This is a genomic window from Sphingobacterium multivorum, assembly GCF_900457465.1.
In the GTDB taxonomy this organism is placed as follows: Bacteria; Bacteroidota; Bacteroidia; order Sphingobacteriales; family Sphingobacteriaceae; genus Sphingobacterium; species Sphingobacterium multivorum.
In genome coordinates this window covers 439,364-459,300 of sequence record NZ_UAUU01000008.1, presented here as the reverse complement: position 1 = coordinate 459,300, position 19,937 = coordinate 439,364, and the positions used below count along the sequence as shown (strand labels likewise).

At 42.8% G+C, this 19,937-nt stretch carries 18 protein-coding genes; 5 read left to right on the top strand and 13 right to left on the bottom strand.

Annotated elements, in window-relative coordinates:
• Positions 1 to 60 precede the first annotated feature (60 nt).
• Positions 61 to 1,308: a S41 family peptidase gene (locus DTA23_RS10440; protein ID WP_112374650.1), complete on the top strand. Its 1,248-nt coding sequence runs from the start codon at positions 61 to 63 to the stop codon at positions 1,306 to 1,308.
• A gap of 141 nt (positions 1,309 to 1,449) precedes the next feature.
• Complete coding sequence (locus DTA23_RS10435) at positions 1,450 to 2,013, top strand: biliverdin-producing heme oxygenase (protein WP_070566475.1); 564 nt, start codon at positions 1,450 to 1,452, stop codon at positions 2,011 to 2,013.
• 498 nt (positions 2,014 to 2,511) lie between these two features.
• Here the strand turns inward: DTA23_RS10435 and DTA23_RS28935 are convergent, their stop codons facing one another.
• The 6 genes from DTA23_RS28935 to DTA23_RS10410 form a co-directional block, all read right to left on the bottom strand.
• Complete coding sequence (locus DTA23_RS28935) at positions 2,512 to 2,844, bottom strand: metallophosphoesterase family protein (RefSeq protein ID WP_256603358.1); 333 nt, start codon at positions 2,842 to 2,844, stop codon at positions 2,512 to 2,514.
• Positions 2,810 to 3,436: a metallophosphoesterase gene (locus tag DTA23_RS28930; RefSeq protein ID WP_256603356.1), complete on the bottom strand. Its 627-nt coding sequence runs from the start codon at positions 3,434 to 3,436 to the stop codon at positions 2,810 to 2,812. The genes DTA23_RS28935 and DTA23_RS28930 overlap by 35 nt, the downstream gene beginning before the upstream one ends.
• Positions 3,437 to 3,522: 86 nt before the next feature.
• Positions 3,523 to 5,172 (bottom strand): RagB/SusD family nutrient uptake outer membrane protein, encoded by a 1,650-nt coding sequence (locus tag DTA23_RS10425; RefSeq protein ID WP_112374825.1) that lies wholly within the window; start codon positions 5,170 to 5,172, stop codon positions 3,523 to 3,525.
• A 94-nt stretch (positions 5,173 to 5,266) separates the two neighbouring features.
• Positions 5,267 to 8,305 carry a SusC/RagA family TonB-linked outer membrane protein gene (locus DTA23_RS10420; protein WP_112374649.1) on the bottom strand — a complete coding sequence of 1,013 codons (3,039 nt, stop codon included), beginning with the start codon at positions 8,303 to 8,305 and terminating at the stop codon, positions 5,267 to 5,269.
• Between the two features lie 5 nt (positions 8,306 to 8,310).
• Positions 8,311 to 9,369, bottom strand: a complete 1,059-nt coding sequence (locus DTA23_RS10415; protein ID WP_112374648.1) for a FecR family protein — start codon at positions 9,367 to 9,369, stop codon at positions 8,311 to 8,313.
• A gap of 83 nt (positions 9,370 to 9,452) precedes the next feature.
• Entirely contained in the window at positions 9,453 to 9,977 is a 525-nt protein-coding gene (locus tag DTA23_RS10410; RefSeq protein WP_112374647.1) for an RNA polymerase sigma factor, read from the bottom strand.
• A gap of 273 nt (positions 9,978 to 10,250) precedes the next feature.
• Here DTA23_RS10410 and DTA23_RS10405 point away from each other — a divergent pair, with 273 nt between their 5' ends.
• The 3 genes from DTA23_RS10405 to DTA23_RS10395 all read left to right on the top strand — a co-directional run bounded on the left by DTA23_RS10405 (position 10,251) and on the right by DTA23_RS10395 (position 13,142).
• On the top strand, positions 10,251 to 11,393 hold the full coding sequence (locus DTA23_RS10405; protein ID WP_204991176.1) for a DUF4932 domain-containing protein: 1,143 nt from the start codon (positions 10,251 to 10,253) through the stop codon (positions 11,391 to 11,393).
• Between the two features lie 144 nt (positions 11,394 to 11,537).
• Positions 11,538 to 12,596, top strand: a complete 1,059-nt coding sequence (locus DTA23_RS10400; protein WP_204991177.1) for a 3-oxoacyl-ACP synthase III family protein — start codon at positions 11,538 to 11,540, stop codon at positions 12,594 to 12,596.
• Between the two features lie 354 nt (positions 12,597 to 12,950).
• Positions 12,951 to 13,142, top strand: coding sequence for a cold-shock protein (locus DTA23_RS10395; RefSeq protein ID WP_070566486.1), 192 nt, complete (start codon positions 12,951 to 12,953; stop codon positions 13,140 to 13,142).
• A gap of 140 nt (positions 13,143 to 13,282) precedes the next feature.
• On the opposite strand, the gene DTA23_RS10390 is transcribed toward DTA23_RS10395, so the two are convergent.
• From DTA23_RS10390 to DTA23_RS10370, 7 genes are all read right to left on the bottom strand, one after another.
• Positions 13,283 to 13,876, bottom strand: a complete 594-nt coding sequence (locus DTA23_RS10390; protein ID WP_239468879.1) for a TlpA family protein disulfide reductase — start codon at positions 13,874 to 13,876, stop codon at positions 13,283 to 13,285.
• A 711-nt stretch (positions 13,877 to 14,587) separates the two neighbouring features.
• Positions 14,588 to 15,418: an AraC family transcriptional regulator gene (locus tag DTA23_RS10385; protein ID WP_112374644.1), complete on the bottom strand. Its 831-nt coding sequence runs from the start codon at positions 15,416 to 15,418 to the stop codon at positions 14,588 to 14,590.
• 777 nt (positions 15,419 to 16,195) lie between these two features.
• Positions 16,196 to 17,359, bottom strand: a complete 1,164-nt coding sequence (locus DTA23_RS10380; RefSeq protein WP_112374643.1) for a TlpA family protein disulfide reductase — start codon at positions 17,357 to 17,359, stop codon at positions 16,196 to 16,198.
• 231 nt (positions 17,360 to 17,590) lie between these two features.
• Positions 17,591 to 18,736 (bottom strand): phytoene desaturase family protein, encoded by a 1,146-nt coding sequence (locus tag DTA23_RS10375; RefSeq protein WP_370445083.1) that lies wholly within the window; start codon positions 18,734 to 18,736, stop codon positions 17,591 to 17,593.
• On the bottom strand, positions 18,708 to 19,019 hold the full coding sequence (locus DTA23_RS30345) for a phytoene desaturase family protein (protein WP_370445082.1): 312 nt from the start codon (positions 19,017 to 19,019) through the stop codon (positions 18,708 to 18,710). Before DTA23_RS30345 ends, DTA23_RS10375 begins: the two co-directional genes overlap by 29 nt.
• 21 nt (positions 19,020 to 19,040) lie before the next feature.
• Positions 19,041 to 19,202 carry a hypothetical protein gene (locus tag DTA23_RS27100; RefSeq protein ID WP_172462378.1) on the bottom strand — a complete coding sequence of 54 codons (162 nt, stop codon included), beginning with the start codon at positions 19,200 to 19,202 and terminating at the stop codon, positions 19,041 to 19,043.
• A 43-nt stretch (positions 19,203 to 19,245) separates the two neighbouring features.
• Positions 19,246 to 19,917, bottom strand: coding sequence for a hypothetical protein (locus DTA23_RS10370; protein WP_112374642.1), 672 nt, complete (start codon positions 19,915 to 19,917; stop codon positions 19,246 to 19,248).
• Positions 19,918 to 19,937 lie beyond the last annotated feature (20 nt).

Sequence of the window (19,937 nt, the reverse complement as noted above, 5' to 3'; positions counted from 1 at the left end):
TAATTACCCATTTTGTAGCGAAGCTACTACAGACATAAGGAACAAAATGCGCATCAAATCATGAGTCGAATCCGCCCAATAGTTGGTCTATTAGTTACAATAACTGCTATAACAGCTTGTCAGAACGGCAGTAAGACAACAACGCTGCCCGATGAATTTATTAGTCCAAAAACAGGAACAAAAAAAGAATTGACGCTCGACTCAATCTACCTATACGCCAAACAGCTATACCGCTGGCAGGAAGCTCTCCCTTCATATACTACTTTTGATCCGCGGACGAAATATGCACAGATAGACCCCGAACAAACGGCTTATGAGCGGGCACTTTTTGCCCTCAGCCAATACGCTTTGCACAAGAAAGATAGACCTTACGAATTGTCGACCATCCCCAATAAACCCAAATATTCATATCTAGAGCGTCGTCGTAACGACAAGAAAAGTAGCGGTCACATGGCCAGCATAGAAACACCCTACAGGTATGCTACACACCTGTCCTACTGGTCTGCGGGAAACAAACGGATTGCTTATGTTTACATTCCCTCTTTTCCTCAGCTCCAGACAGTGAAGGCCGAACTGGATCAGCTTGCAGCCCAACTGGCTCAAAAGCAAGTTACTCATTTAATCCTCGATCTACGACATAACGGTGGCGGTTATGTGGAAACCGCAGAATATTTAGCCAACCTCATTAGCCCAGCCAAACTGGATAAAAAAGTTATGTTCAGCGAACAATTTCATCCGACTGTACAGCAAGGCAAAGCAAAACTACTCCTCAACCAACCCTATCTGGATGCAAGTGGCAACGTGGTCCAATACAAAGGACGCCCTGCCACCCTCGCCGATGTGGATTATAGTGAAAAAGCCAATACGCATTACTTTATCAAAAAGGGACATTTCAATTCTTTACAGCAGCTGTCATGCATTGTATCAGAACGCACGGCTTCGGCAAGTGAATTACTGATCAGCAGCTTCAAACCCTATATTCCGATACGCCTTATTGGTCAGCAGACGTTTGGTAAACCCGTCGGCTTTTTTTCCATACGCGTAGGAGCTTTCGATATTTACCTAGCCTCATTTCTCATCCGGAATGCTGATGGATGGTCGGATTATTTTGATGGCATACCTGTAGACCTGCCTTTAGCTCCGGTCGAAAGCTCCCGCCATCCCGGAGACCCGAAGGAAGCCTGGCTTGCAGCAGCATTAAAAGATATTGTAGGAAACCTACGGATCAAAGCAATTTCATCCGCGTCTTATTTCCCGACGCCAGTAGACGAAAATTTGCTACTGAAAACAAACTTTAGGTTAAAGTGAGCAACTTATTGAAGCTGGATTTTGTTATACTCCTATTTAAATTTAAACCACTTTTCATAGATGATAAAGCAGAAAACAGCATACATTTGTAGAAATAAATACGAATCTTTGTATAGAATCGTTATAAATAAAAACAAGAACATGTTAAGTCAACATATCAAAGAGCAAACGCACGCAGCTCACCAAAACGTAGAAGGAACGATCGTGCGCCAATTGAAAAATATTCGTTCAGAAGCAGATTACGCAGAAGTATTGAAAGGCTTCTATGCTTATTTCCGTGCTGTAGAAGATCGCATCGCTCCTTTCGTAACCGCAGAAGTATTGCCAGATTTGGCCGAACGCCGTAATTCATCGTACATTAAAAGCGATATCGAAGCTTTGGGTGGTAACGTAGACAACCTTCCAGAAGCAAACGCTCCAGCGGTAGCCAATGTACAGGAAGCACTTGCATCATTATATGTTTTGGAAGGTTCAATCATGGGCGGCCCGTATATCGTGCAGATGCTCAATAAATATGGCGTTACCAAAGGAACTTCTTTCTTCGAAGGTTATGGCGAAAATAGCCGTGACATGTGGGCTGGATTTACAGCGGTATTAAACAAATATTCAGAAGATCCGGCAACTTATGATCGCGCAGTAGAGATTGCTAACCAAACTTTTTATAACTTTGGCGAAGTATTCACTCCTATTGCCAGTGCGAACTAAAATTGGAGTGTTCGTGTTTAATCCCATAAATGGAGCAAAAAGACAACAAATCTAAATGGCTTAAGCGTGCCGGAATTGGAGCATTTCTCTTCTTTCTGGCCAAAGGACTTGTATGGCTCGCTGTATTCTTTTTCGCAGCGAAGTCCTGCAGCATATCTATTTAACACAACGTATGAAGCATTCATCTAACGCTCAAAAAAGTATGTTAGATGAATGCTTCTATTCAATCAGACCTTTTTCAATCCAATCCGCTTTTTTAGCCCAGACTAGTCTGTTTTTTTTACCTCGAGCGCCAATGTATTCGGGTTGTGTTCGTATTGTGTTCGGACCACCTTCGGAGCTCCACAATCTGCTGATCATTATTGACCAAATTCTGACCAGGTAATTCCTGTTCAGGGTCTGGACAATATCTGTTTAGCATCTGTACAATATCTGTATCGCATCCGAATAAGGTACGAAGCAGGTACGAATCTGCTCCACACCTCCTGCCCTCTGACCTTATACTTTTGTAAGCACTATCCGATACAGCTCCATACCCTCATGACTGATAACCTGACAAGCTATTTCTTCGCTACTGATCGAGAAAGAGAAGAACCCGTATTGATCTTTCGCAAAACGGCCATACGGTAGATCTGTCTTCACCGGGGTTACTTCGGATCCCGCTCCCGAGATAAACTGATGAAACTTCTTGCCTTCAACTTTCAAATGCTGCAGGGAATGCTCATGTCCAGAAAGGTAAATATCGACTCCCCGCTTTTCAAAAATAGATTCCAGGACCTTTCGTACAGCCAGCGTATCATAATTCGTTGTACGCGGTCCTGCCGTATACAAGGGATGGTGCCGATGACAATTTTCCAATGTTCATCCGAATTTTCCAGTAGCTGATCCAGCAGGCCAGCTGTTTCTCCGGTTGCTGTCCCGCTACATGCGGTCCATACTCGCTGTTACTGTAAAATTCAGGAATCATCGGGTTAGTATCGATAAAGGCCATCAGTACTTTTTTTCCATCCTTAAGCGCAAATGTCTTGCTGTAATAACGCGCAGGCATCTTCCAACGTCTGCTGATCGTACTATAACGTACCTGTGCATCGGGATCTGATTTATAATCGTGGTTTCCCAAAATGGGATACCAGTCCCATTGCAGCGAAAATGCGGTATAGATATTTTCAAACGAATAATGCCACAAGGGATCATGTTCGCTTACCACGCCGGAAGGATAAAAATTATCACCGGTAGAAATGATAAAATCATTGGGATGCTGATCGGCCCATTTGCCCATCTGTTCTGCTACGGCCAACTGATGGTCAGCACCGTTACGTCCCCAGTCGCCTACAGCCATAAAATGAAGATCATAAGCATCTTTGGGCTTTAAAAGCTGTCGTATATCTTCGCTTTCAAGTTGCGTGGGTTTTGTCAGCCCCAAGCTGCTGAGCGTAATTCCTCCAGGCCGGCTGTAATCGCCGTGCCCAGGGAATTTTTCATAAAAGTTCTGCGTTTCATCAATAGATCTTAATAACCCGGATTCTGTTGCCAGTGGGTGTTTACGTTTAATACAGTTGTCGGTACGGGAAAAATACGACGGAACTTCTCTCTCATGCCGGCAGGATACAGCGATCGGAATCCCCAGTTATCTTCAAATTTTCCGTAACGGATAAGATCATTTCTACGCCAGGACTCATCGGCAAACTCTCGTGCACGCTCATCCAATAGATCTTGCAGATTTGGGGCTGCCGTGAGTACAGGTGCATTGACATAGGTACGGATCTGATTAATCAGGGATTGTGCAGTCTGACCATTGGTGGCAGCAGCCCCACGGAGTATAGCCTCCGCTTTCATCAACAAGATATCGGCATAGCGAAATACAGGTACATCATTGCTCTGATTACGCTGATTGGCTGATGTAACGGCTACGTCCATATAAAACTTAATGGATCTGTACCCCATTGAGCGCCCCTTTTGGTCGTTACCCACATTCAGCGTGGCCGCACCATCCGAACGCAAAGTAATTTCTTTAGTGGTCTCCAGGTGCCAATCAAACTGCGCATCTGCATCCGCAGCATTATAATCCTGATCTATGCCGCGTTTGGAAGTTCTGATCAGAAAAGGCCGAGTCTTATCTTCTGTATAATTTGACCAGTAATATTGCTTACCGCCGATGTATGAGGCATTCCTTTCGTCGCCTGCCAGATTAAATTTCTCCAAATAGCTCGGTAATACACGAAAAGTCCCCCCAACACTTTGAGGCAATGTTGCAAACTGATTTTGAGCACTGCGATGTATCCAGAAGCGCGAATAAGTCATACCCTGCTGTTTTTCACGATCATAGGGTATGGCAAATATAAAATCCTTTACCTGATAACCATTATCGGGGCGAAACTTGGCCATAAACTTATGGCTTGTCAGGTTAAACTGTCCTGAGGAAATAATCTGGTCGCACATCGCAACCACATCATTTAATTTTTCATTTTGTGTACTTGGATTGTAATTGGCTACATCGGTAGCCGTATAAACAGCCCAGTTGAGGTACAACTTAGCCAGCAATGCTTCGGCCATATATTTCGTTGCTTTTCCATAGGTTGCTACAGAAACCGTGGTCGGTAACAAATCCTTCACCGCAAGCAATTCGGCCTCAATAAAACGGCAAATTTCAGCACGGCTTGAACGTGCGGGGACAGCATCAACAGGCCCTGTGATCAACGGTGCGGCGCCAAAATTATCCATCAGTATAAAATAATAATAAGCACGGATTGCGCGAGCAGGTGCCGTCAGCTTTTCTTTATCTTCCCCGAATAATGCAATGGCATTATTGGCTAAGGTGATTCCAGTGGAAGCATCGTTCCAGATACTTGGTAAGAGGCCGTTGTCTGCGTTCCAATTGTGCAGATGGAATTCGCGGTATCGACCGCCATCAAACCAGTCTGTCCCCATGGAAACACTCACGGCCTCATCTGCTGAGAGTGTTTGGGCCATCCAATGATCGCGCCCCATTGCGCCACGGTAAGCTGCATATACATCAGCAAGAATTGCCTCCGCTGCACGTTCCGAATCTGGAAATTCCGTCAGCTGTGATTTTATATCAACATCCAGATCGGTACAAGATCCCAGCGAAAAACTCAATGCCGATAAAGTAAATAAGCGAATAAATAGTGTTGGTTTCATATAAATTATTTCTTGTTCTATAGGCCATGTGGCATGCTCCATTTATGTCAACAGGATTGTTTCGATAAAAAGTTTTCCATCCCACAGGTCTGTCTTATAAATTAAAATTAAGGCCAAACATAAACGTACGTGTACGTGGGTAGGTCTGGCGGTTATCGATCCCCGGTGTCAAGCCTCCCAAGCCCACCTCGGGATCAATGCCTTTATACTTCGTCAGCATAAACACGTTATTCATCGTTGCATATACCCTTAGGTTTTTAATCGGTATATTTTTCATCGGTATCGTATAGGCCAACGTAACATAAGCCAGGCGCAGGTAGCTTCCATTTTCCAGGTAACGATCCGATAGGTAATGTGCATTGATATCCGTCATGCGTTCGGTTTCCACGACGCTGGCAAGCACGTTTTTCTGCCCTGCATTACCGACAACGTTGGAATGACGCGCCCGGGTAGCGTTCATAATTTTCTGTCCAAAAGCACCTTGAAACATTCCGTTTAACGAAAAATTCTTATACGAAAAACTATTGTTCCAACCCAGTGTCAACTTGGGCTGTGGACTTCCCGTCACAGCCTGATCTTTCTTCTGTGGCGTTGTGGTTGTTTCGCCTGTACGCTCACCCGTTTTCTCATCTCGGGTATAGAATACCGACACACCTTCATCGTTGTAGCCTGCCCATTCCCAGGTATAGAACTGACCGATAGGCGCGCCAGGTGTTAGTCGTTGTTGAAAAATATTGGTCTGGCCAGCTCCCCCAAGATCCGACAATTCGATATAATCCTGCGTAAACTGCTCGTTAGCAATGCTCACCACCTTATTGGTATTGTGCGATAGCACCAGTCCGGTATTCCATTTGAAATCTTCTTTATCAATGGCCTTTGCATTTAGACTCAGTTCGATCCCCTTGTTCTCAATTTCACCGACATTGGCCGTCAGCGTTGGGTAAATATATTTCGATTTGCTTACCTGATAATCATAAATCAGGTCGCTTGTTTTCTTTTTATAGACCTCCAACGATCCTGTCAGGCGATTTTTCAAAAATCCGAAATCCAAGCCTAGATTAATCATGCTGGTGGCTTCCCATTTGAGGTTCGGGTTACTATTGCGAAGCACCATCAAAGTGCGCAATGGGCTTACCTGACCATCGGCACTGACATAATCGAAAAACTTGGATGAGGCACCGCGAACAGACTGCGCAGTAAAAGCATCAAAACCCAGCGAGTTGCCGCTCACACCATAACCTGCACGTAACTTCAAATCATCAAAAATTCCGCTTTCACGGATGAACGATTCCTCCGACAGGCGCCAAGCTGCAGAAACCGATGGAAAGGTCGCCCAACGATTGTTCGACCCAAAAGCCGAAGATCCATCACGTCTTACCGTCGCCTGTAGGAGATACTTGCTATTATAGGCATAATTCACACGGCCATAAACAGATATCATACGCAAGGTGGAAAGATAATAGTTCCCAAAGCCCAACAAATCAACGACATTCGCCATCCCAGGGTTATAGTAACTTAAATCATCGTTATAATAATCGGAAGTCGTCAATTGAAAGCCATCGTTATTGTTGTTCACCTCCCATGAATAACCGGCCAGTGCAGCTACTTTGTGCTTTCCGGCAAATGTCTTTTCATAGCTCAGGTTCATTTCCATCACTTTGCGTTCATCTTCTACTGCGGCACGGATAGATTTGCCATTTTGGCCACGTGCAGCCATCGAAGACATCGCGTAGTATTGCGCGTTATTGAACTGCCTATTTTGCAACGAAAGGTCAATATTATAGGTCAGCCCCGGCAAGATCTCATAGCCCAGTTTGGCATGTGCCTGAAGAACCTTCGTTTTAGAAAAATTTGTATTCTCTTCAATTAAGGAAAGTGGATTGGCATATTGCGAACGGTCGGGTTTTTCAAACCAGGAACCATCCGTATTTCGGATCGGCGATACAGGCAGATAATAGTACATTGCATCATATACGCTGAGTCCCTGATCCAAAGCGAGCACATCATTCTGCTTGGTGATACTTGCGTTGATATTGAAAGATGCTGTCAACCGGTCATTAAGTGCCTTGGTCTGCAAAAATGCGCGAGCAATCTGACGCCCCATATCTGTACCTTTGATAACCCCATTGTTTTTGATGGTATTGAGACTAATGCTATACTGTGTTTTTTCTGCACCGCCAAGAATGGATATATTATGGTTGTTCGATACCCCTGTCCGCTCCACCGTTCTTTGCCAATCGGTATCTGCCCCCAGGTCGTCAGTTGGTTCCATCGAAAATCCATTGTCATTAACATAGGACCTATATTGCGCTGCATTCATCATCTCATAATGCTTAGCCACCTTATCGATCGCCAGATAACCGTTGTAATTGATGTTGGTCTGCCCTGATTTCCCACGCTTAGTTGCGACAATAATCACCCCATTGGCCGCTTTTGAGCCGTAAATTGCGGTCGCTGAGGCATCACGCAGTACGTCAATCGAGGCAATATCATCTGGCGCCACCAAGGCCAGGGATGCGCCCGGGACGCCGTCGATCACATAGTAGGGCTCCATCGCTTCACCACTACGCAAAGTTGAAGCTCCCCGAAGACTAACGGAAGGTGTAGCATTGGGATTGCTGTTATTGCTCGAAATTGTCAGGCCGGCAACTTTCCCCTGCAGCATCTGTGCTGGCGAAGTAAATACGCCAACGTTAGCATCTTCGGCTTTAATAGTGCTGATGGAACTCGTCAGATCCTTTCTGGATACACGGCCATAACCAATAACGACCTCATCCAGTTTAACGGCACTCTGCTGAAGCTTCACACTCAACGACAAAGGCTTTCTTGCTTCGACGACATAACCCGATAAGGTATCGGACTGAAATCCTACAGCCGAAAACACAAATTGATAGCCTGCATGTTCTACTAAATTCTGAAAATGGAATAGTCCCTGGCTATTCGTACTGGTCGTCACACTTGGACCTCCATTGACCTGAATTGCCTTAACGCTGACACCAGGGAGAAACTCGCCCTTTTCATTTTGTACAGCTCCCTTCACTTGTTGCTGCTGCGCATGTACGTTGGTAAGTCCAGCGGAAAGCAACGCAAAAATAAGCAGGTTCTTTTTTTGTGGATTTTTCTTGTTGAGCATATCTGTTAGTTGTTTAGATGTTCGGTAATTGTATTTTCCTGTTTGTAAAGCGTATAGCTGCCATCGGCATTGGCGACAAAGCGCAATTCATTGATCAGGCAGATTGTAGTCAAGATATCTTTCAATGAATCGTGATGCACATCGATCTCACCTGTATAATGAATAGCAGCAATTCCCTTGTCACCCAAATGGATCTGTTTTTTAAATGCTGTTTCCAACGCCTGTAGCACAGCTGGCATTGGTGTATTTTTCAGCTTTAACAGTGCTGGGGCCGATAGACCTGGCATGCTCAAGGTCTTTTCTTTATTGACAACATCAATTGTTGTTGCCCCTCGTGCATCAACTGTCAGTTTTTGACCTGGGTCAGCTAAAAAGACCTGTTTGAAACCGTTTGTTAGCGAGGATACAAGCACCTTACCGGTATGTAATGCCACAGACACGGCTTTATGCTTCAATTTGGTATTAATCGTAAAGGATGTACCAAGCGCTGTTGTTTTGGTTCCGCTGGCAAGTACTGAAAATGGACGCTTCGGGTCCGAAGCGACATCAAAGTAAGCTTTCCCCGTAAGTTCTATATCACGGGCATTGTCAACAAAATTTTTCACATAGCGAATATGACTTTGAGCGAACAAGCGTACATGTGATCCATCGGGTAGATCCAGGATTATACTGCGGGGATTTTTATTTTCTATTGAGGTCCAGACGGTATCTTTATGTTCGATAACAGGCTTAGCTGCGGACCGCAGAGCATTCGGCTGCACAACTGAATCTTTCGTCCACCAGGTAACAAAATGAAAGGAAAAGAAAAGGAGAACTGCAGCTGCGGCACTGTACCGCAGTAATTTTACCAACCGATACCGACGTAATTCCTTACGATCCTGTGCTTTTTCCTGATTTTGAATAGCAGTCTGGATAAGCGTTTTCATCGTTTCCGTAGGCACAGGCTCCTCCATTGTCGTACCATCAAATTTCCTCCAGTCTTCGTCCTTAAAAAGTTCGTTCACGAGGAAGGGCATTTTCCAGATCTTCTTTTTGATCTGATGCTGCTTTTTATCATGCTTCATACTCCTATTACGCAGGCCAGCACGACATCCCTTAGTTCTTAACAATTATTTAATAAAGGGCATCAATCCTTAACATAAAGGACTTATAGCATGATTGAATAAAGATGTTGTTTGAGCTGTAGAAGTGCTTTACTGATATGCTGTTCTACGGTTTTTGTCGAAATGGAAAAATGAGCAGCAATCTCTTTATGGGAAAGACCTTCTTTACGGCTCAGTTCAAAGACCTTCCGACGCATCGTCGGCATATTTTGGATATCTTTTTCCATCATACGCAAGAGGTCTTTATTTTCAATCGCCTTGATCAGACTATCGGTAAAAGGTGTCGATGCTGTCTGCCCCTCATATTTGAAACGTGTCGCCTCCTTGCGCAGCAGATCGATCATGACCTGCCGCGCCATACCGAAAAGCTGTAGCAAAATACTGAGCTGCTCGTCGAGCTTCTCTCTTTGGTCCCAGAGTTTGATAAAGGTCAGCTGTGTTACCTCCTGGGCAATATAGTCCGATTGCGTACGCTTGAGTACGAAACCATAAATCTGTCGATGGTACTTTTCGTATACGAGATTGAAACTTTTCTGATTGGAAGATTTGATAGGCTGAATGTGTTCCATTGCGCTGTCAAAATTAAAAGCACAAGGTTTCCTCAGTATTAAGTTAAGATCAATATTAAATTAAACAAATCAAATAAAGCGCCTCTTCCATGAGAAGCATTTATCCCTTATTGTACAAATTTTATTATAAAACAAGCAGAAATCTCCCTATAATTGCAGTCGGGAATATTTCATTTCATAGTGAAATCCCCATTTCAGGCATGACCGTTAACTGCAAGAATGTTATGCGATCACCAACATGTCCTATCAATAATTATATGAACTAACGATACGATGAAAAGAAAACTCCTTTTTATTCTAATATGCTTTGGCTTAATGGGCAGCCGAGCCATGTGTCAAGAAAAAGACGTCGATTTTAGCAAAGCCTATATTGTCCAAAACGATGGCAAGACAACTGTTGAAATCAATGAGGCGCAGGAACTCATTTATATTATCTTTGCAATAACTGACTTTGGTAAGGAAAACCCAAACATGACCAAGCAGAATACAGCGTATTTTGAGGAGGTCAAAACGCATTTTACCCCATTTTCCAATTTGCCTATCGTAAAGAAATTTGATCAGAAGCTGCGAGAGAATCTAACCAACTATTTCCTCTTAGCGGCCAATGTATATGGCTTTAAATTTAAAAACGATCAATTAGTACCTACCAACATCTATATTTTTCCAGCGAGAGGAGTGGGAAATTATCAGGTCAAATCAAATCCCATCCCCGGCTACAAAAACGATCTGGAAGAATTTGCCAAACAGAGTGGATACCGGGCATTCTACAAAGCGCATCAAACCTATTACGACAGCCTTCGTACAGCATATCAGGAGTATGCTTCCATTGCCGAGCAGAAAGAATGGTTAGAACATAAATTCGATTATACAATCAATAGCTACCGTGTATTGACCTCCCCCCTGATTGCCGGAATGAATGCGACCCACACCTTCAAGTACAAAGGTTTCAAAGAAATTCTGCTTTTTTTACCAACCCTTCGCGAAGATGAATCCTGGAGCCCCAAATTCAAAAAAGCCTTCAATACACGCATCATTTTCACAGAGATAGACCACAACTACGTAGGTCCATTGAGCGAAAAAAACAAAAAACAGATTGATGCAATTTTCAATAACAGGGAAGTATGGGTAGATTCAGCGAACAAAAGTACGGTTCATTATCCGACTCCGGTAAAAGTATTCGATGAATATTTAACCTGGGGACTTTTCATTTTATATTGTTACAACAAGTTTGGAGAAGATCACGATCTTTTTGGACAGATAGTTGAAAACGTCAACGATATGATGGTCAATAAGAAAGGATTTCCCAAGGCAGATGAATTTAACGCCGAATTGTTTCGCCTTTATAAGGACAACAACCCGAAAGATATTCAGGGCTTATACAAACCACTGCTGGACTGGTGCGAGAAAGAAAATTAACGCTATCCCGATAATATTTAGTAAATTAAAGCTGAAAAGGAAATAGGCCGCCAAAAATGTGAATGTATACGACCATAAGGATTCAGCATAGCATAAGGGGATGATCGTCGAAATATATTTAAACACAATACGCACGGAGAAACAATGATGAATATTAGAATTATCGGTTCTGGCAGTTATATTCCACCCCATAAAATAACCAATGCAGATTTTGCCGATCATCTTTTTTTGGATGAAAATGGCCAGCCATTTAAGCAACCGGCTTCTGTCATAGAAAAATTTAAAGCAATCACCGGCATTGAGGAACGTCGCTACGCCGACGCTGACCAGATGGCTTCAGACCTTGCTTTCCGAGCTGGTCAACTTGCCATTGAAAACGCAGACATTGATGCCGAAACCTTGGATTATATTATTGTTGCGCATAATTATGGCGATGTGCCATCCGGCAAAATCCAATCGGATACTGTACCAAGTTTAGCGAGCAGAGTGAAAAAAAAGTTAGGGATCAGCAATCCCAAATGTGTGGCTTATGATTTACTGTTTGGCTGTCCCGGCTGGAACGAAGGCGTATTGCACGCCAACGCTTTCATTAAATCGGGTATGGCAAAGCGCTGTATGGTCATTGGCGCAGAAACGCTTTCCCGTGTTATAGATCCTTTTGACAGAGATTCGATGATTTATGCGGATGGCGCCGGTGCTGTCGTCGTCGAAGGCAGCACCACAGAACAAGGGCTCCTATCGCATGAAAGCGCAACTTATGCGCTTGAGGAAGCTGAATATCTCAACTTCGGAAGCTCGTATCAACAAGAGCAGGATCCTGATATCCGCTATATCAAAATGAAAGGGCGTAAAATCTATGAATTTGCCCTCAGCAAAGTTCCCTTAGCCATGCAAGCCTGCCTCCAAAAAGCAGATCTCGATATCACAGCAATCAAAAAAATACTGATCCACCAAGCCAACGAGAAGATGGACGAAGCCATTCTCATGAGATTCTATGCCCTATACGATACAGTTCCGCCACCCGACATTATGCCGATGACCATCCATACCCTAGGAAATAGTAGTGTGGCTACCATTCCTACGCTCTATGATCTTATTTCGCGTGGTCAGATAGACAACCAATCCTTGCACGCAGGCGATATTATTCTATTTGCATCTGTTGGTGCGGGCATGAATATCAATGCTTTTGTCTATCGCGTATAGCTTTGCCGGGGCGATAGACCCCGCTCGTATATCGCAAGTTTTAAGCGTGATAAGAATTTATTTTATATAAAAAAAATAAAACACTGTATATATCAATAATTTATACTTAAATTTGGATTATAATCGGCTCCGCCTTTGCTTATCTGAAATCGTCAAGTTTTACTTACTGCTCAGTTTTCGCATTTTCAGAAGCTTTTTTGTTAGCAAAACGGAGGTAAAGACCTTTTTGGACTTGAGTCAATCCAAGATCATTAAAATCAGATCCCATTTCTTGCAAAAAATCGATTAACTATTGTTCATATTCATTTATCACAATAGTGTAGTACAGATTACTTTAATATAATTTATAAAACAATGCAAGAAGGAACTATTAAATTCTTCAACCAAACAAAAGGTTTTGGTTTTATCACGCCTGCGGGTGGTGGAGACGACATTTTCGTACACGTATCTGGTTTAATCAACGAAGTACGCGAAAATGACAGCGTAACATTTGATGTAGAAAATGGTAAAAAAGGCGTTAATGCAGTTAACGTACGTATCGCATAATTAAGTAAACACACAAGAAGATAATTTATTTATCTTCTTGCGAAGTGTAACGGGCAACCGTTACACTTTTTTTTATTCATTTTTTACCCAAGTACCGACTAAAAATCGGAGAATTTATCGATCTGGGTTGCTGAAGACTTTTACAATCCAGCCAACATCACTTCTTCCTGCCGCAGAAAATAGGGACTGCTATCTTTGAATCTCCCACGCTTCCGCGAATACTTTCTGATGAGACCAGAAACGACATCATCGGTTAGCTCATGCCCCTCCAACGTAGGAAAACCCTCCCAACGCACAATTCCCTCAGGATCCACTAGAATGCAATGTGGTATTCCCTGAACTTCGAGCTGTTTCTTCAACTTCGCTTTCGTATCAATCGCTGAAAAATAATCAATTTTAATCTCCTTCGCCTTTTTAATGACCGCTGCTTTTTCATCCGAAAGGCCAATGATCACAAGTTTATCACCATACTTCTTATGCCACTCGTTGAGTTCGGGAATAACTTTCCTGCAGGGTCCACACCAGGTGGCCCAAAAATCAATGAGGATAAATTTACCCTTTGTATCCGGCACATCAGTCAGCCATTGTTCCACCTCCAGTTTTGGCGCTTGTTGATTCAAAATTGATTTTGCCCACAATTTCTTATTGTTGTTGCTTTCTTGCGCATGACCGATTACATGGATCAGACAGAGCGTAAATAGGAAGAAAGCTTTTGGAATAAAGTTCATGTTCATAAAACAGCTTGTTTAGTTCTCCTAATTTATGCATTTTTTTCCACAATCATTTGATCGTTTCATCCTACGCAACAATTTCCAAAAGATACATTAGTCGTCCTTATTAGCCAAAACACCACCTATACTTTTAATCAATATAAAGACCACAATACACTGTATATAAGCAATTAAAATATATACATAAAATAACACCATTGCAAATTATTTGCTGTACGGCTCATATTTTTTGTAATGGAACTATATGTATATTCCTATCAAATAATAACGTGACCTGGACATCCAACCACGAAAACAATACCCTAATCCACTTTATCAAAAGCTAAATTAAGGTGTTCAGTATACAAAAAACCAACAGGCCCCGTCCTTTTGCCTATCTGCCAAGATAAAGTACGAGTTCACTGCATTCTTTCGTTGGAAAATGTAGGGCAACCCTATTAAGAAACACATCTTTCTGAAATCGAAGCAGTCCTGTAAAGCCAACAGCGAGTTGATTCACGCATCTGCCAAACTGACATAACACCAAAATAATATAAACATAATCCTATATCAATAAGCCACTTAAATAGTTTAATATAAACAGATAGTTACAAATTAATCTCTTTATAGCACATCAACTTCGCCCATTGAGTACCATCCGTCAGCGGTTCGCCCTGCTATGCACGATGAACTCTTCCCTGGCATATCCTATTTTTGATTTCTACTTTTGGTCTTTTAAGATGACTGCCCTTTATAAACAGATGGCGAGTAACCACTGTTGTTCTTAAAGAATGTAGAAAATGCCGATAACGATTCAAACCCTAAATAAAATGCAATCTCTTTTATACTTTTACCTGAGAATTTTAAGAGTTGTTTAGCCTCTTGTGTTATTCGCAGTTGAACCACGCTTGAAGCTGTCATATGGAGATATCTTCGGCAAAGGATATTCAGATAATTACCCGTTACATGCAATCGCTTAGCATACCAACTTACTTTTTTTTGAGTAAGGAAATTTACATTCACAAGATCCCAAAAAGAGTCAATAATTACATTTGAATTTCCAAGAAGATTTTCCTTTAAATAATCTCCAGCTTCCTTTTTTATCAAAGAAACGAGTATATCGATTCTCAAGCGGACAATTTCGTTCCACTTTCCATCCGATTCCAACGCCAAGAGATCACGTTGGGTACTTTTCATTTCATTAAATATCACCTCAAATAAAGATGTGCTGAGTTTAAAGACGGGATGCAAATTGTGACGAATGAAATAAATCTCACTAAGACTGGAGAAAGTTTCAAATACTTTCTTTCCCACGACAATTTTCTGCGCACTCGTCTCCGGGCCGGTAGTCCAGTGGTGATGCTGCCCTGGAAATAAAAAACGAAGCTGCCCCCCTCTGATCGGATATTCCGCTGTATCAATATAATGCGTACCACTTCCTTCAGAAAATAGCACCATCAAAAAATACGTACATTTTGTTGTCTTATTATAATCTTCGGTCCCACTTATTTCTTTGTAAAATACCCCCTCTTCCGTGAGTGTAATTGGCAAATGCTCTGTTTTCATTAAGGTAAAATTAATGTAAGTCTATGTGTACAATCGGCTGAAAAAACTCGCTATTACATCACTTATTTTTCTCATTCCACATAACCAAAGCCAGTCATCTCAATAAACCGATCCTAACTAACTGAATCAATGTTTCACATAGATTGTAAATTTGAAGGTATAAAAATAGGAGTAAATTCCAATTTTTCAACAGCTGCGATATTAGAAACAAAATAGTAACAGCATGGCTCAATACTGAATTGGTGGCTGGTTAAAGATGAAAGTTTCGACCTGCAGTATAGAAACGACCTTTTCAAATAAAGACTGTAACCGACTCATTTACTGCAACAATCAAAGAATCCTCATCCAATTTTAAAAAGATAGGATGACAATATATTAGCGCTATGAAGACAAATACTGAACCAGGATGAAAGGTAAAATGTTCAAATTTAGGTTTTATTCAGTTATAATTTTATAAAGTGATTCAATAATTACATAAAGCGTTTTTTACATCAAAGTCGTATCGGGACCTAATCGCCATGCTATTAAAGTGCATATTCCTACTATTTTGTATTCAGCAAAAAGGAATGACAACATCGAAGCCGTTATCGCCTTTGTAAACCAAAAAAATTCAAGTACATACAAAAGGCCAAGAAATTATCTTGGCCTGATGCAACATATTATTTGGGGTGTTTTCAAGCCCTATACAGCAAAAATACCGCCGAAATTAAAAAACACATCCATTAACTTATTTTTTCTAATTGCGCTGTGCTTCAGATAAATATAAAACAGCAAAAATCACCTGTTCCGCGGCAACTGCTCAAGTACAGTTTTCATTTCAGGAGAATTTACAGCTCCCTGGAATAACAGTCGACCTCCTTTATCCAAAAGAAAAGCTTGTGGGTATCCACCGACGCCATAAAGTGCGCCTATTTTACCATCACGGTCCCATACACTGGGGTATACAGGTTTATTTCGACGAAGGAAGCTTTGGATATCTGCTTCACGATCGCCAGCATTTATAGCAATCACCTTTACCCCCTTGTCCGCATAACCCAGCTGTAATTCATTCAAGAGCGGAACCGCTTCAATACAATAGCCGCAGTTCTTTATCCAGAATTCAAGTAGTACATAGTTGCCCTGAAGAGAATCCAGCTTGATTGATCCGGAGTCTAAAACCATCGGTAATTGCCATTTTGGAGCAATTTCACCCCTAATCAACGATACCTGCACTTTCGGATCTTTAATCTTATATCCGGAATAACTGGAAAAATACCAGGAGCGTTCGACCGGAACTTCAGCTAAATCCTTATAACTAAACTGTGTTCTGAGATAATCGCCTTTGGACACATCATTTTCCTGAATAATTTCGACGGGAAGGTAGCTTTTTTTGTCCAGCAGCACGGTATAACTTATATTCCTTTTTGCGGTTAGGGCATTCACATTTCCTAATTTATCGATATCCCGCTGTCCCACCCCGATTCGTATCGCATAGCATATCGGACTCGGACTGTCCACAAAAGTCTTTTGGATATCGGCCGAAGCAATAATGAGGGGAAGCACATTTTTCCAGGTTAACAAACTCAAGTTCAGAAAGGTAAAATGCCCCAGCTCACTCTTTTGGGGATGACGTTTTAACACACTTGTCTTGTCAAGTAGATTAAGCTCAAAAGACTCGGATCCATTATACACAATCTTGCTCTTTGCATTGGAAAATTGGAAAGCCAGCCCCAGCGGATTGTCCTTTGTCCTAAAATCCAAATAGGTATTCCCTTCCAGCGTGTTGTTGTAATTTTCCGAGGCATAATTTATTTCCAGCCTGTAATTGTAGTTTATTGCTTCTTTTTGTTCAAGCGCCCATTTCGATTTTTCTAAAATGTCGATTACGTTCTGTGCATGAAGCGGCAGCGCCCACGCAAAGAGTAGACAGACGAATGTAGGTAAGGAATATATCGCTTTCATGGAATGCTATAGCTTTAATTTACTTACTAAAGCTACGAACAATTCGTAACAAATTCTGTTAATTTTCCCTAAATATAGATAACATGTTATGCGGGGTAACCATAAGGGCCTTCAATAGAGGCGGATCAGGACATACCTAATCGGAGCTATCTACAGCAACAAGTAAGTCGGCGCCATTCATGGCAACGAGCCAACCTTTGCCATGTACAGCAATAAGCCAATTTTTGCCGTTTACAACAATAAGCCAAAATGTTCTTTGAGCGCCGTACGTGCGGCATGATAACCACACATGCCATGTACCCCACCACCAGGAGGGGTCGACGATGAACAGAGATAAATCGAGTCGACCGAGGTACGGTATGGGTTTAGGGCCAATATAGGTCTACTGTACAGCTGTGAAATATCCATAATCCCACCATTGATATCACCACCGATGTAATTGGGATTGTACGACTCGAGTGCTGCAGGAGAAAAGGTATGCTTGGCCAGAATAGTATCTTTAAAGCCCGGTGCAAAGCGCTCGATCTGATTTTCAATCGCTTCGGTATAATCGACCCTACTTCCATTGGGGACATGACAGTATGCCCATCCCGTATGTTTTCCATCGGGAGCACGGCTGGAATCAAATGCACTCTGCTGTGCAAACAACACAAAAGGCTTGACCACTTGCTTTCCAAGATGGCTTAGTCGCTCGTTCTCGGCAATTTCTGCATAGGTATTGCCCAAGTGCACGGTAGCAGCCTGCTGACAGCGCCGGTCTTTAAAGGGCGTCTTTTCTGACAATGCCCAGTCAACTTTAAATACCCCCATTCCCTGCCGAAAGCCTTCAAGGCGCCTGCGGTAAGCGCTACCCAGTTCTATTCCTTTAAAGGCTAGCAACTGCCGCGGCGTGATATCGCAGAGCAGGACTTTATGGGAGGGCAGATCGCGAACGTCCTCTACCCAAAAGCCCGTTTGGATCTCCCCGCCCAAGGATTTATAGTAGCTTAATAAGGCATCGGCAATGGATTGCGAGCCTCCTATGGGGATCTGCCAGCCATATGAGTTACCTACTGCCGCGAACACAATAGCAATGGCGGAAGTTGTCCAGTTGCTTAGCGGCTGAATTCCATGGGCCGCCATTCCCGCCCATAGAGCCTTAGCCTGTGCACTTGCAAAACGCTTTGCCGTCCAACTTGCCGGCTGAAGCGCATCCAGACCAAAGGAAGCCAACCGTAACGGATGCTTCGGCAAGGATAGTGGCCCCATAATATCGGCAGCAAGGTCTTCCCAATGTGTCGCGACCTTTTCCACCAGCTTGCGATAGCTTTCGCCATCTGGCCCCAAGCCTTTTATGGTTTCGGCAAGACTATGGTAAAGAATTCCCGTTTCCCCCATTTTCCAGTGGGTGTGCCGCCGCATACGTCGGCTTCACAAACGATAGCCCATATGCTTCCAAAGGCAAAGCCCTGAAAAATGGCGAAGCCATGGCCATGGGATGGATTGCCGAACAAACATCATGTCGGAAGCCCGGAAGAGTAAGTTCCTTGGTCCGCATTCCCCCACCGACCGTATCAGCACCTTCAATCAGCAAGGTGCTGAGCCCCTGCTGCTGAAAGGTAATGGCTGCCGCCAGTCCGTTCGGTCCCGAGCCAATAATAATTGCGTCAAATCTTCGCATGTGTTATCGTGTTACAGTCTATTAGTCGCAGCCCGTATTGGGTTGATCCTTTTTTGAACCTTTTGATGATGTGGAATCCGACTGTGATTTGCCGTTTTCCTTTTTCTTGCCCGCAGATCCGCAGGAGACTGTAAATGTCGTTAAAACAAATGCTAAAAGTCCAAGATTGATTATTTTTTTCATATGTTATCCATTTAATTTACGATGCTGTTGAAATACGCTGGTCTTAAATCGTATGTTCATCCAAAAAATATTCCCGATACCGTTGCTTTAACTCCTGTCGCTGTGTGCTATCGAGCTTGATCTTCGGATCGGTCTGCGATACGACCGTGGAAACAACCTTATGCACACCTTTGCCTTTTTCAATAAATAATACCGTTGGTGAAGAAATCCGTTTGATGGAATCAACGCCCACAGCTGTATAAGGATTGAGGATATCATGAAATTTGGCCAAGATAGCTTCATAACCCGGGCTACCAGCCTTGGTTGTGATCACCTTACCTTCTTTATCCTTCTCTTTGAGATCCCGGATATCGTGGATATTGAGGTAATAGATGACCGCCTTTTCCTCCTGGGCAAATTCCAGCAATGGCGTTATGGCATTGCGAAACCATGGACAACTGGGCCATCCAAACAGCACAATGCCGTTTTCCAGCTCCAGCACATCCTGTTCGGTCGCATAAACGATCCGCGGATTGTCGGGAATCTGTACCGGCACTTTATTCGTTTTATTCAGGCTTTCGAGCTCCTTCTTAAAGCGCACTCCTTCTTCCTTTTTAAACGAAACCTGACTATTCTTTACGGCTTCCTGGGTGTCCTGTCTGGATTGGCAGTTCGTCATATTGAGCAATACCGCTACCGCTAACAACATACTAACCAATAGTTTTAAATCTTTCATATCATGTATGCATTTAAGTG

Coding starts and splice junctions, on each gene's coding strand:
- DTA23_RS10440 (WP_112374650.1), top strand. CDS start 61: ATGAGTCGAATCCGCCCAATAGTTGGTCTATTAGTTACAATAACTGCT.
- DTA23_RS10435 (WP_070566475.1), top strand. CDS start 1,450: ATGTTAAGTCAACATATCAAAGAGCAAACGCACGCAGCTCACCAAAAC.
- DTA23_RS10425 (WP_112374825.1), bottom strand. CDS start 5,172: ATGAAACCAACACTATTTATTCGCTTATTTACTTTATCGGCATTGAGT.
- DTA23_RS10420 (WP_112374649.1), bottom strand. CDS start 8,305: ATGCTCAACAAGAAAAATCCACAAAAAAAGAACCTGCTTATTTTTGCG.
- DTA23_RS10415 (WP_112374648.1), bottom strand. CDS start 9,369: ATGAAGCATGATAAAAAGCAGCATCAGATCAAAAAGAAGATCTGGAAA.
- DTA23_RS10410 (WP_112374647.1), bottom strand. CDS start 9,977: ATGGAACACATTCAGCCTATCAAATCTTCCAATCAGAAAAGTTTCAAT.
- DTA23_RS10405 (WP_204991176.1), top strand. CDS start 10,251: ATGAAAAGAAAACTCCTTTTTATTCTAATATGCTTTGGCTTAATGGGC.
- DTA23_RS10400 (WP_204991177.1), top strand. CDS start 11,538: ATGATGAATATTAGAATTATCGGTTCTGGCAGTTATATTCCACCCCAT.
- DTA23_RS10395 (WP_070566486.1), top strand. CDS start 12,951: ATGCAAGAAGGAACTATTAAATTCTTCAACCAAACAAAAGGTTTTGGT.
- DTA23_RS10390 (WP_239468879.1), bottom strand. CDS start 13,876: ATGAACATGAACTTTATTCCAAAAGCTTTCTTCCTATTTACGCTCTGT.
- DTA23_RS10385 (WP_112374644.1), bottom strand. CDS start 15,418: ATGAAAACAGAGCATTTGCCAATTACACTCACGGAAGAGGGGGTATTT.
- DTA23_RS10380 (WP_112374643.1), bottom strand. CDS start 17,359: ATGAAAGCGATATATTCCTTACCTACATTCGTCTGTCTACTCTTTGCG.
- DTA23_RS10375 (WP_370445083.1), bottom strand. CDS start 18,736: ATGGGGGAAACGGGAATTCTTTACCATAGTCTTGCCGAAACCATAAAA.
- DTA23_RS30345 (WP_370445082.1), bottom strand. CDS start 19,019: ATGCGAAGATTTGACGCAATTATTATTGGCTCGGGACCGAACGGACTG.
- DTA23_RS27100 (WP_172462378.1), bottom strand. CDS start 19,202: ATGAAAAAAATAATCAATCTTGGACTTTTAGCATTTGTTTTAACGACA.
- DTA23_RS10370 (WP_112374642.1), bottom strand. CDS start 19,917: ATGAAAGATTTAAAACTATTGGTTAGTATGTTGTTAGCGGTAGCGGTA.